The organism is Gilvibacter sp. (genome assembly GCF_965601605.1).
Taxonomy (GTDB): Bacteria; Bacteroidota; Bacteroidia; order Flavobacteriales; family Flavobacteriaceae; genus Gilvibacter.
In genome coordinates, this window is the sequence record NZ_CBFCWJ010000041.1 from 72,142 (window position 1) to 83,121 (window position 10,980).

At 44.2% G+C, this 10,980-nt stretch carries 11 protein-coding genes; 5 read left to right on the forward strand and 6 right to left on the reverse strand.

Going from position 1 to position 10,980, the window contains the following annotated elements:
• Positions 1 to 17: 17 nt before the first annotated feature.
• A complete protein-coding gene (locus ACSLP7_RS12035) occupies positions 18 to 899 on the forward strand; it encodes a glycosyltransferase family 2 protein (RefSeq protein WP_435579525.1) in 882 nt (293 codons plus the stop codon).
• The gene (locus tag ACSLP7_RS12040) at positions 896 to 1,825 is read left to right on the forward strand and encodes a glycosyltransferase family 2 protein (RefSeq protein WP_435579526.1); all 930 of its coding nucleotides are present in this window, start codon (positions 896 to 898) and stop codon (positions 1,823 to 1,825) included. Before ACSLP7_RS12035 ends, ACSLP7_RS12040 begins: the two co-directional genes overlap by 4 nt.
• On the opposite strand, the gene ACSLP7_RS12045 is transcribed toward ACSLP7_RS12040, so the two are convergent.
• Together ACSLP7_RS12045 and ACSLP7_RS12050 are read right to left on the reverse strand one after the other, a co-directional pair.
• On the reverse strand, positions 1,808 to 2,218 hold the full coding sequence (locus tag ACSLP7_RS12045; protein WP_272832651.1) for a sugar 3,4-ketoisomerase: 411 nt from the start codon (positions 2,216 to 2,218) through the stop codon (positions 1,808 to 1,810). The two genes, ACSLP7_RS12040 and ACSLP7_RS12045, sit on opposite strands and share 18 nt — an antisense overlap.
• Positions 2,215 to 3,279: a glycosyltransferase gene (locus ACSLP7_RS12050; protein ID WP_435579527.1), complete on the reverse strand. Its 1,065-nt coding sequence runs from the start codon at positions 3,277 to 3,279 to the stop codon at positions 2,215 to 2,217. The genes ACSLP7_RS12045 and ACSLP7_RS12050 overlap by 4 nt, the downstream gene beginning before the upstream one ends.
• A gap of 88 nt (positions 3,280 to 3,367) precedes the next feature.
• Between ACSLP7_RS12050 and ACSLP7_RS12055 the strand changes: the two genes are divergently transcribed.
• A complete protein-coding gene (locus ACSLP7_RS12055; RefSeq protein ID WP_435579528.1) occupies positions 3,368 to 4,504 on the forward strand; it encodes a glycosyltransferase in 1,137 nt (378 codons plus the stop codon).
• On the opposite strand, the gene ACSLP7_RS12060 is transcribed toward ACSLP7_RS12055, so the two are convergent.
• From ACSLP7_RS12060 to typA, 3 genes are all read right to left on the reverse strand, one after another.
• On the reverse strand, positions 4,480 to 5,787 hold the full coding sequence (locus tag ACSLP7_RS12060; RefSeq protein WP_435579529.1) for an O-antigen translocase: 1,308 nt from the start codon (positions 5,785 to 5,787) through the stop codon (positions 4,480 to 4,482). The genes ACSLP7_RS12055 and ACSLP7_RS12060 overlap by 25 nt on opposite strands.
• Positions 5,787 to 6,761, reverse strand: coding sequence for a GNAT family N-acetyltransferase (locus ACSLP7_RS12065; RefSeq protein ID WP_435579530.1), 975 nt, complete (start codon positions 6,759 to 6,761; stop codon positions 5,787 to 5,789). The genes ACSLP7_RS12060 and ACSLP7_RS12065 overlap by 1 nt, the downstream gene beginning before the upstream one ends.
• A 78-nt stretch (positions 6,762 to 6,839) precedes the next feature.
• Positions 6,840 to 8,639 (reverse strand): translational GTPase TypA, encoded by a 1,800-nt coding sequence (gene typA / locus ACSLP7_RS12070; protein ID WP_435579531.1) that lies wholly within the window; start codon positions 8,637 to 8,639, stop codon positions 6,840 to 6,842.
• Positions 8,640 to 8,738: 99 nt separating this feature from the next.
• Between typA and kdsA the strand changes: the two genes are divergently transcribed.
• The gene (gene kdsA / locus ACSLP7_RS12075) at positions 8,739 to 9,557 is read left to right on the forward strand and encodes a 3-deoxy-8-phosphooctulonate synthase (protein ID WP_435579532.1); all 819 of its coding nucleotides are present in this window, start codon (positions 8,739 to 8,741) and stop codon (positions 9,555 to 9,557) included.
• Here kdsA and ACSLP7_RS12080 read toward each other — a convergent pair.
• Positions 9,548 to 9,907 (reverse strand): DUF1801 domain-containing protein, encoded by a 360-nt coding sequence (locus ACSLP7_RS12080; protein WP_435579533.1) that lies wholly within the window; start codon positions 9,905 to 9,907, stop codon positions 9,548 to 9,550. The two genes, kdsA and ACSLP7_RS12080, sit on opposite strands and share 10 nt — an antisense overlap.
• Positions 9,908 to 9,943: 36 nt before the next feature.
• On the opposite strand from ACSLP7_RS12080, the gene ACSLP7_RS12085 reads away from it, so the two are divergent.
• A complete protein-coding gene (locus tag ACSLP7_RS12085) occupies positions 9,944 to 10,909 on the forward strand; it encodes a transglutaminase domain-containing protein (RefSeq protein ID WP_435579534.1) in 966 nt (321 codons plus the stop codon).
• The last annotated feature ends 71 nt before the right edge of the window (positions 10,910 to 10,980 follow it).

Below are 10,980 nucleotides of genomic sequence, written 5' to 3' on the forward strand. Positions count from 1 at the left end.
TTGAACTCGAGTTGCGCATGCTTTCAATTTTAATTCCAACCTTCAACACAGCTATCGCAGAACTATTGCAGGAATTGCATCGGCAGATACAAGCCGATCAGCTCCCAGCTAGCGTTTGGATCTGTGATGATGCTTCGAGTGATCAGGCCATTGCAGCACAAAATAAAGAGCAGGCAGCTACTTTAGGATTTCAATACCTCAGCAATACAGAAAATCTGGGACGTACCGCAACACGTTCCAAACTGGCTGAAGCCGCAAAAACGGATTGGCTTTTGTTTTTAGATGCTGATGTCTTGCCCGCCCGAAAAGACTATTTAAAATCTATGCTTGCAGATATTCATGATGACTGGGACGTGATCTTTGGAGGAATTGAGTACGCTGCTACTCCTCCTAAAAGTGAACAAATGCTGCGTTATGTCTACGGTAAGAAGCGGGAGGCAAAATTGGCAGTACAGCGCGCTGAAAATCCGCATTTCATAATTTCTCAGAGTCTGTGCATCACCAAGAGCATGTTTCAAAAGTGCAATACCATAACCGCCAAAGGTTATGGCCTGGACAATCTGTTCAGCAATAATCTAAAAAAACAACAGGCACGCGTTAAGCATACCGATAATCCAGTGGTGCATTTGGGATTGGAGTCCTCGGATACCTTTTTGGAGAAATCTTTAGCAGGTATCCAAACCACCATGGAACTGGAAGCTCAAGGGGCTATAGAAGCAGACCTACGCCCTATTCAACGAATCTATAACCGACTTAAAAAGTTTGGATTGACTGGTGTGTTCTTGGCCCTATCCAATGCCTTTTCCGCAGTCATTGTTAAAAACTTAAAAAGCAATAAACCCAGCCTGCTTCTTTTTGATGTCTATCGAATGAATCACCTCATTAAACTCAAAAAGTGATTGCATTCTCTGTAGTTATTCCCGTTTACAATAAACAGGCCTTTATTCAAAGAACCTTGGAAAGCGTCTTGGAGCAAACTCATCCTACTTTTGAGCTGCTATTGGTCAATGACGGTTCTACAGACGGCAGTCTTTACGTGATTGAGCCTTTTCTCACGGATGCTCGAGTGAAGCTGATCAATCAAGAGAATCGAGGTGCCTCTGCGGCTCGCAATACAGGAATCGCTCAAGCTTCTAAGCCATACATTGCCCTTCTTGATGCGGATGACATTTGGTATCCTGAGCATTTGGAGACATTGGCCAGTTCCATTACCGCCTTCCCAGAAGAATCGGTCTTTGCGAATAACAGTTATTTACAGGAAGGTTCTAACAAACGCCAAAGGAACTATTCAGTGGCGATTCCTAATCATAAGACTAAACTGGATTTTTTTGAAGCCAGCTGTATTGATTCGATCATTAATAGCTCCACGATTGCCATAAAAAAAGAGCTTTTACAAACTGTGGGTGGTTTTGATGAGTCACTCAGCCGGACAGAAGACACCGACCTGTGGATTCGCTTAGGTGCAAAGTCATCAGTGGTTTTTGACCCGGCTTACACCGCCTGCGTGATCCGCGATAAAAAGGGGCTTTCGCAACAACGTGGGACAGAAGTCAAAACTCTTGATTTTGATAAGTTCGCTGCCTTAGAGGCAGAAAACCCCGGCGCGAAGAAGTTTTTAGACCTTAACAGATACAGCTTAGCCTTAGAGGCGAAGTTGCAAGGAGACTCCAAAACTGCGCGATCACTATCGGAAAAAATCACCCTGAGCAACCTCAACAGCAGGCAACGCAAACTGTTAGGGCGTTCCGCTTGGGAATTGAAAATCTTGTATAAAATTAAGGGGATTGCTGCCCGTTTGGGCATCGGTCTAAGCGCCTATAAATGATTTAAAATCCGCGTACTCTCTGATGTAATCTGATTCCTTGTACACATCAGACACCAAAGACAAACAAACAGCGCCAGAAGAGAAATTCTCCAACTCTCGCCAAATTCCTGTGGGAATCAAAAGGCCTTCATCCGGACGATTCAAAGACACCACGCGTCTTTCTTTTCCATCATCTAAAACCACATCAAAGCTCCCGCTCAAAGCGATTAAAAACTGTTGTAATTCCTTATGAGCATGGCCGCCGCGTGTAGAACCAGATGGCACATCATACAAATAGTAGACCCGCTTGATCTCATACGGCAGAATATCTTTTTCCAAAACAGAGAGGTTCCCACGCCCGTCTGGGTCGGAGATCTTTGGAATAGAAATATGCTTACAGTCCTTTACGCTCATGACAGCTCTTGAATGATAGTATCCCACTGGTTCGCGATCACTTCTGTATCCAAATGCGCTACAGAAGCCTTTGCATTGCCAGTGGTTGTTGACAATAACGTCTGGTCAAATATAATATTATTTAAAGCCTCCGCGAGTCGATCCACATCATAATTGGGAATCAAAAGTCCGTTTTGTCCATCAACAATGATCTCTTTAGGGCCGCTCTGGCAGTCTACAGAAACTACTGGCGTACCCACAGCGAGCGACTCAATGACCGCTCTTGGAAAACCTTCGTAGTGACTGGTCAAGACCGAACAAAGCGCCGCTTGAAGTACCGGATATGGATTCGGATTAAAGGCTAAGAATTTCACCTGATCCTCTAGTCCTAAGGCCTGCACTTTGTTCTGCAGTTTCTCTTTGTCGGGACCATCCCCCATAAGGTAGAGGGCAATATTTTCTTTAGACAGCTTGGAAGCAGCATACCCATCAATCAAAAGCGAGTAGTTCTTTACGTCGTCGTAAAGTCTGCCCATAGCCATGATGTATTGACCCTTCTGAGTTTCACCTCCAGCCTGCTCCGCAATCCATTTTAGAGGCAGAGGGTTGTAAATGTGCTGCGCTTTGGCGGTTTGATAGCGTTTGGATACTTCCTCCGCAATCGCTTTGGAAACTCCTATAACACCAATCGATCTTTCAATCATTTTCTTGGCCAAAGAATGACTCTGAGGAAAATAGGTTTCCAACTTAAAACTGCGGACCACATAAAGTACATTGAAGCCTTTATAGGCGTAGCCGCTATAAATAGATTCTTTGTAGTTCTGCGGACGGGATCTATTATCAATGATCAGATCAAAGTTCTGCTTTTTTAAAAAAGAGCGAAACCGACGCATATTAGCGAGCGAGCTTAAGACTCCCAGGGACTTTTTCCCGGAACCGATTTTGTAGAGGTCGCCAGCATAAGGATAATCCACAGCATCCACCACTACTGCAGTGGTCACCGCATACCCTTTGGAGGCGAGCATCTGAGACAGGACAGCCGTTGAACGTTCGGCGCCACCTCCGGCGAGAGAAATGGTCACTAGACAAACCTTAAGTTTCTGTTGTGGAGTTTCGACCCCCATAAAATTATACTACCTTTGAGATGCGTCGCGTAAATATAGGGCATTTATGAAGATACTGCTGGTCGGAGAATACAGCCGATTACACAACTCCTTAAAAGAAGGACTTTTGGCTCAAGGGCATGAAGTTACTTTGGTAGCTACTGGCGACGGTTTCAAAAAATTCCCAGCAGACATATTACTCAAAAGGACCTTTCATAAAGGCTGGCGCAAGAAGTTTCGCGTGGCTTTTCACCGTTTCTTCGGACTGGATCTGAGCTCTTCTGCCCTGCTTAAGCAGTTTAAAGATCACGCAGCTCAATTGCAAGGCTATGATGTGGTACAACTCATCAATGAGAGTCCGTTGGAATTACAACCCAAACACGAGTGCGAGCTCATCAACTGGCTCAAAGAATATAACGACAAGCTTTTTGTACTCTCCTGTGGAACAGATCACACCAGCGTGGCTTTTGCCAATTCGGGGCAATTGCGCTACAGCATTTTAACGCCACACGCTGCGGGAAAGATCTCAGACAAGCAGGCCTATTCCATTCTCAAATATTTGCGACCTGAATACGAGGCTTTGCACCATTTTGTGATGGAACAGGTAGATGGAGTGATCGCCTCGGATCTGGATTATCATTTGCCATTGCTCAATAATCCAAAATACAAAGGGCTTATTGCGAATCCGATCAATTTGGAAAAGCTACCCGTTATACCTTTAACAACGGATGGAAAGATTGTGATCTTTCACGGGATCAATCGGCAGAATTACTTCAAAAAAGGAAACGACTTCTTTGAAAAGGCTTTGGAAGAGCTTCAAAAGACGCATGGGGATCAATTTGAACTCATCACTGCAGAAAGCCTGCCCTATTCCGAATATATCAAAGCCTATGACCGCGCACACATCATTTTAGATCAGGTATACAGCTACGACCAAGGCTATAACGCTTTGGAGGCCATGGCAAAAGGAAAAGTGGTCTTTACGGGTGCTTCTGAGGAGTTTTTGGAATATTACAAACTAGAAGACCGAGCGATTGTCATCAACGCCTTGCCACAAGTGGATTACTTGAAAGAGCAGTTGGTTAGACTTATTGAAAATCCACAGGAAATACAGCAAATAGCCTCAGCTGCGCGTCAATTTGTAGAAGACCAACACGATTATAAGAAGATCGCGGATCGTTATGTTTCTGTCTGGACCTCTTGAGGTTCTCCCTTAGGCGGTTTAAAGTAGGTAAAGGCAATGATCAGCACCACCACAAAATAGACGCCGTAACGCAACATATGGGCGATAACTACCCCTTCTGCCCCGTAATCTCCGATCAACCATTTGGAGAAGCCATAGAATAATCCGAGAGAGAGTAATTCCGTAATCACAAAAGGAACCACGCGACGTTTTGCCAAAAACTGATAAGCAAGAATAAGTGCTGCAAATCTGATGAAATCTCCAATAAGCTGCCATTTAAAGAGAGGCACCATGCCTTCAAATTCTGGATAGATCAACAAGCGTACATAATCTCTAAAAACATATACCAAAAGCATCCCAACTCCAAATAAAGGCAGTAGTGTTTTATAAATATGGACCACTTCTTTTTTGAAACCGCCTAGGGTTGTGATGGTGGCGAATTTTGGAATCACATAGAGCGTGAATATCGCATTGGCAAACACCATATAATTCATGGAAATTCGAGTCACTGCAGACCAGTAAGCCGCATCGTCCTTGGAAATATTGTCCTTGATCATGATGCGAATATCCAGTTCAATAAAGTTCTTTAGGATCGTTGAAATAAAGCTCATCAAAGTAAAGGCCAAAAGCGCCTTTCCAAAGGGAACTGCAAAACGCAACTTAGAGAATTGCAAGTGCTTCCGCAGTACTTTATGAAAGATATAAAGCAAGGTCAGCAGCTGAACGACGGGCGTTATGCTTATAGCAAATAACACTCCGTCCAAACCAAACTGAAACAATCCCAGGATGAGTACTGCAGAGGACAGCAAGTAAGAGAACAGCTCAATTTTGACAAACTTCTTATAGGCAGACAAGCCGTTGATCACGCCATTGAAGACCCTTTGCAAGGCAATTGCAGGTACCACAAAGGCCACGATTTTCATCAAATAAGCAAAGTCCGGCGTATCAAAAAGCTCAATACTCCAATATTCTGCCCAGAAGAACAGTCCGACAGCAGCAGTTAAAGAACCTAATACAGTAAACACCATTACCGTAGAGAAGACCTTATTGAGACTTTCCTCATTCTCTTTATTCTCTGCAACGTACTTCACCACCCCGTTGAATACTCCAGAAGTGGTTAAAGACATCAAGGAGGAGAGTACGTTTCTGAGCTGACTTATGGCGTAAATTCCCGCTTCCCCGAGCATAACAGAGACGGTTCGCTCTATAAAAAAGGAGATGGCAAGTCGGATCATGATCACCCCAGCATTGAGCGAAGTCATCTTGAGTAAGGCATTCTTTTTTATGAATTCCGGGATGCGCATTAAAGCAGGCCTTTTAGTTTTTCGGTTTGCTTCGGATCGAATCCGTAGGTTTTATTTGCTGTGGTGCGTGCACCAAAACATTCCTTCCAATACAAGAGGCCGCTGTTGAGTTCCAGGCCGCCGTCTACTGTAGAGATTCCAAAGTCAAAATAATTCAGATGGTCAAATTCCATCAGAATCAAATGATCAAAAAGTAAGTCCAAAGTGCCCAGTTGCTGACGGTCTGCACCTGCGGCAATATACTGCACATGTGCTGTAGTTGAAGTTTCAAACACCACACAGCCACCAACCATTCGGGTTTTATCATAAACCAAAAACAGGTGAATATTCTCTGGAAAGTCCAACTGCAAGGCAGCGATCTCTTCCGCCGTGTGAACGGGTTTGGCCTCGTGACGTGCCTCCAGATTAGGAATTAGAATTTCATCCCAAAAGCCTTTAAAATCTGTAGATTGTTTGATGGTCAGGCCTAATTTTTTGGCCTTTTTCACCCCTTCATATCTGTTGGATTGAATGGGCATAGGGTTGCGCAGATCAATCGTACTAGCAGACTCTATCTTAAGTGTTTTGGCCCCGGCAATAAAGCTTAAGTAATCCAATTCCTGACTGGGCTGACTGCAGTAAATGTCTGGCATGGCTTTAATGACCACTTGAGTAATTCCTTGAGATTCAGCAGCCTCAAAAAGTGCTATAAGCATTTCAACATAACTATTGAATTTTACCGACGGTGGAACTACCAAGCCTCCGTAAGAAAGGCCTCCATGAGAAACCCATTGATCTTCTTTGAGATTAGCTGGGAATAGCCCAACGAGCTTATCGCCTTTAAAAATGCACTGAGATGCATCCTTAAAACGGTCAGCGTGATATTCCATAAAACTTCTATGAAATAAGAAGGTCGCATTCTTGGCCTGGCTCACAAGCTGGTTCCAGGCATCGGCCCATTCTGGTCGGTAAGCGGCTACGCGGTACGTACTCAAATTGCTGCAGAATTTAGCGTGAAGGTAAAAAAATTGACGGCCTTGACCTAATACCTACGGCAACTTAAACGACAGAAACTAGGAATTGTTTTTGGCGCGTTTGCGATCTACTTCCTTCAGTAAAACCTTGCGAAGTCTCAAATGATTTGGAGTCACCTCTACGTATTCATCCTTTTGGATGTATTCCAAAGCCTCCTCCAAAGAGAATTTAATGGCCGGAACAATGCGCGCCTTATCATCAGCTCCTGCAGAACGTACGTTGGTCAGTTTTTTGGTCTTGGTCACGTTAACGGTCATATCATCACCGCGTGAATTCTCTCCAATTACTTGGCCTTCATAGATCTGCTCTCCCGGATCGATAAAGAACTTTCCACGCTCCTGAAGCTTGTCAATAGAATAAGGAATCGCCGTTCCGTTCTCCATAGAAACCATACTTCCGTTGATACGCTCTGGAATTCCTCCTTTCAGCGGTTGGTATTCCAAGAAACGGTGAGTCATGATGGCCTCACCAGCGGTTGCAGTAAGCAGTTGATTTCTAAGTCCAATGATCCCTCGAGAAGGAATCAAGAACGTACACAACATGCGATCTCCTTTGGCTTCCATAGAAGTAATATCGCCTTTGCGCATGGTCACCAATTCAACAGCCTTTCCGCTCACGGTCTCTGGCAAATCGATGGTCAATTCCTCAAACGGCTCGCACTGCACTCCGTCAATGGTTTTGATGATTACCTGTGGCTGACCGATCTGTAATTCGTAGCCTTCGCGACGCATGGTCTCAATCAGTACAGAAAGGTGCAGTACCCCACGACCAAAAACCATGAATTTATCCGCGCTATCTGTCGGCTCCACACGTAAAGCTAAATTCTTTTCCAATTCGCGCTCCAGGCGCTCTTTGATGTGACGAGAAGTCACGAACTTTCCGTCTTTCCCAAAGAAAGGAGAATCGTTAATGGTGAAAAGCATGCTCATGGTTGGTTCGTCAATGGCAATGGTTGCCAAGGCTTCAGGTGCTTCTAGATCAGCTACAGTGTCGCCAATCTCAAAACCTTCCAATCCAACAAGTGCACAAATATCACCGGCGTGTACTTCGCTCACTTTTTTACGTCCAAGACCTTCAAAAGTATGTACCTCTTTAATCTTGGATTTGATTTGAGCCCCATCTCTTTTGATCAAGCTTACTTGCATGCCTTCTTTGATGGCTCCGCGTTGTACACGTCCAATCGCAATTCGACCCGTAAAAGAAGAATAGTCCAAAGAGGTTACAAGCATTTGCAGGCTTCCCTCTTCTACTTTTGGCGATGGAATGTGCTCCATAACCATTTCTAAAAGCGGCTCTATAGAATCTGTTCTGTTTTGCCAATCGTCACTCATCCAGTTTTGCTTAGCCGAACCATAAACGGTCGGGAAATCCAACTGCCACTCTTCTGCACCCAATTCAAACATGAGGTCGAAAACAGCTTCGTGCACCAAATCAGGCGTACAGTTCTCTTTATCTACCTTATTGATCACCACACAAGGCTTTAGACCTAGGGAGATCGCCTTTTGCAATACAAAACGCGTCTGCGGCATTGGACCTTCAAAGGCGTCTACCAACAATAGCACACCGTCTGCCATGTTCAATACGCGTTCTACTTCTCCACCGAAATCGGCGTGACCAGGAGTATCAATGATGTTGATCTTGGTCCCTTTGTAGTTTACCGCTACGTTCTTAGAAGTAATAGTGATTCCGCGTTCGCGCTCCAGATCGTTATTGTCTAGAATGAGTTCCCCGGTCTGTTGGTTCTCACGAAACAGTTGACAGTGGTGCATGATCTTGTCTACCAAGGTTGTTTTACCGTGGTCAACGTGCGCAATAATGGCGATGTTCTTGTTATTCATAGCTCCTATGTTTAAGGCGGTGCAAAAGTACACGCAATTATTGGATTAGCAGCTATATGACTCAGAAGATTCCTATCTTTGCACCTTAAAATCAAGTTGATGAACCTCAGCAGTATTCCAAAGCTAAAAAACACCGACAGTAATAACTTCTTTCTCATGGCCGGACCTTGTGCAATTGAGGGCGAAGAAATGGCTATGCTCATAGCAGAAAAAGTCAAAGCCATTACCAGTCGATTAGAGATTCCCTACATTTTTAAAGGCAGTTTCAAAAAGGCAAATCGCAGCCGTTTGGATAGCTTTACAGGCATTGGAGACACCACGGCTTTGGAAATATTGGCTAAGGTTGGAGCTCGCTTCGATCTACCGACAGTTACTGATATCCACGAGGTAGAAGATGCTGCCAAGGCTGCAGAATATGTAGATGTACTTCAAATCCCAGCCTTTTTAGTACGTCAAACCGATTTGGTTGTGGCTGCTGCTAAAACGGGGAAAGTGGTCAACTTGAAGAAAGGGCAATTCATGAGTCCTGAGAGCATGCAACACGCAGTGACCAAAGTGCTTGAAAGCGGAAACGACAAAGTGATGGTGACCGACCGCGGTACCATGTTCGGTTATCAAGATATGGTAGTAGACTTTAGAGGTATCCCAACCATGAAGAATTTTGCGACAACGGTATTGGATGTAACTCACAGTTTGCAACAACCCAATCAGTCTAGCGGAGTAACCGGTGGACGCCCAGAGATGATTGCAACTATTGCCCGTGCGGGAATTGCAGCAGGTGTTGACGGCTTATTCATTGAAACGCATTTTGACCCAGCAAACGCCAAAAGTGATGGCGCCAATATGTTGGATCTTTCCCTGTTGGAAAAGGTTTTGTCTGATCTTACCGCTATTCGCAAAACGATCAATCAGCTGTAAAAACCACGATCGCGCACGCTCAGAGCATCTGCAATCACCTCTTCCAAAATTTGTTGATCTATCGCTTCAAGTTCTTTGTAGCGCAAGGATTTCATGATTTTACGCCCTTGAGTTTCCAAATGCTCCAAATGGACCGTCAGATGCGCTGCATGCCAAAAGCCGAGATCTACATAACCCTTAGTAAAATTTAAATAACAGAAAGGTTTGTCATCGATATAAAAAAAAGGAATCCGATACTTGTATTTGAGCACAGCCTCTGGGGCCAAACGTCTAACCGTGGCCTCTAAATGCAAGAGTATGCTTTTGAACGGCTCTGCCTGATCTAAAATATATGCTTCTGCGGGATTCAAGATATTTCGTAACTTTTTGGTGAATTAAAGATACAAATGCGTCACTTAATTGCTTTGCTTTTTTTTAGTCTGACAGCTTTGGGGCAGCAGAACCCAGAGATTCAAACTGTTTTGGCTACTTACCCCACAGAATTTGAAACGGTAAATGATCTGGCCAAAAAGATCGCTTATGACTTCAAAACCGACGAGGATCGCGTGGAGGCCATTTACAGTTGGATCACCGCGAACATTCGTTATGACTACAATCAAATCTTCCAACAAAAACCCAAGAACACTTGGATCCGTTACCGCAGTCAGGAAGAAAAAAAGAGCAAAGAACAACAGGCCTTAGATATTCGTCTCAATGAGATCTTGCGCGTAAAACACACCTTGTGTTTTGGATACAGCAATTTATTTAAACGACTCTGTGATTTGATGGGTTTAAATGCAGTTACCATAAACGGGTATACCAAGAGAACGGTCGCCGTAATTGGAGACCCCACGCCTTTTAAAAACCATTCTTGGAACGCGGTTTATTTGGATGGAAAGTGGCAACTCTTTGATTTGACCTGGGCTGCGGGTTATACTGATATATTGAAAGACCGTTGGCTACGCGAGCGCAATGATTATTACTTCAATACCGATCCACAGCAATTAATCAGCACCCACTTACCGGCCGATCCTAATTGGCAATTGCTTCAACTCCCTTTGAGTAGTGATGCTTTTTTTGAGGAACCTATCTATTACCCGAGTTATTATCGCGATTGTTTTGTTTTGAGTGCAAAAGAGGACGGTATCCTAACTGCTGAGGGAAGAAAGGTGAGCATTACTTTTTCCAGCATTCCCAAAGGACGGACTCTTTTCTATGCCGTAGACGGCAAAAGAGAGATCGTAGAAGTTGATCGGATCAAACAAACGCCAGACGGCCAATACCGCGTAGATATTTTTGGACTCAAAAAAGATGCACGACAGCTGACTCTGTACAGCAATCTAAGTCCAGCTATTGATTTTAAACTCCTCTAATTCAAATAAAAAAAAGGGCGTTGCCTAAGCACCACCCTTTTAATAGAATCCTGATTTTATCAACTCCCCAA

Coding starts and splice junctions, on each gene's coding strand:
- ACSLP7_RS12035 (WP_435579525.1), top strand. CDS start 18: ATGCTTTCAATTTTAATTCCAACCTTCAACACAGCTATCGCAGAACTA.
- ACSLP7_RS12045 (WP_272832651.1), bottom strand. CDS start 2,218: ATGAGCGTAAAGGACTGTAAGCATATTTCTATTCCAAAGATCTCCGAC.
- ACSLP7_RS12055 (WP_435579528.1), top strand. CDS start 3,368: ATGAAGATACTGCTGGTCGGAGAATACAGCCGATTACACAACTCCTTA.
- ACSLP7_RS12060 (WP_435579529.1), bottom strand. CDS start 5,787: ATGCGCATCCCGGAATTCATAAAAAAGAATGCCTTACTCAAGATGACT.
- typA (WP_435579531.1), bottom strand. CDS start 8,639: ATGAATAACAAGAACATCGCCATTATTGCGCACGTTGACCACGGTAAA.
- kdsA (WP_435579532.1), top strand. CDS start 8,739: ATGAACCTCAGCAGTATTCCAAAGCTAAAAAACACCGACAGTAATAAC.
- ACSLP7_RS12085 (WP_435579534.1), top strand. CDS start 9,944: ATGCGTCACTTAATTGCTTTGCTTTTTTTTAGTCTGACAGCTTTGGGG.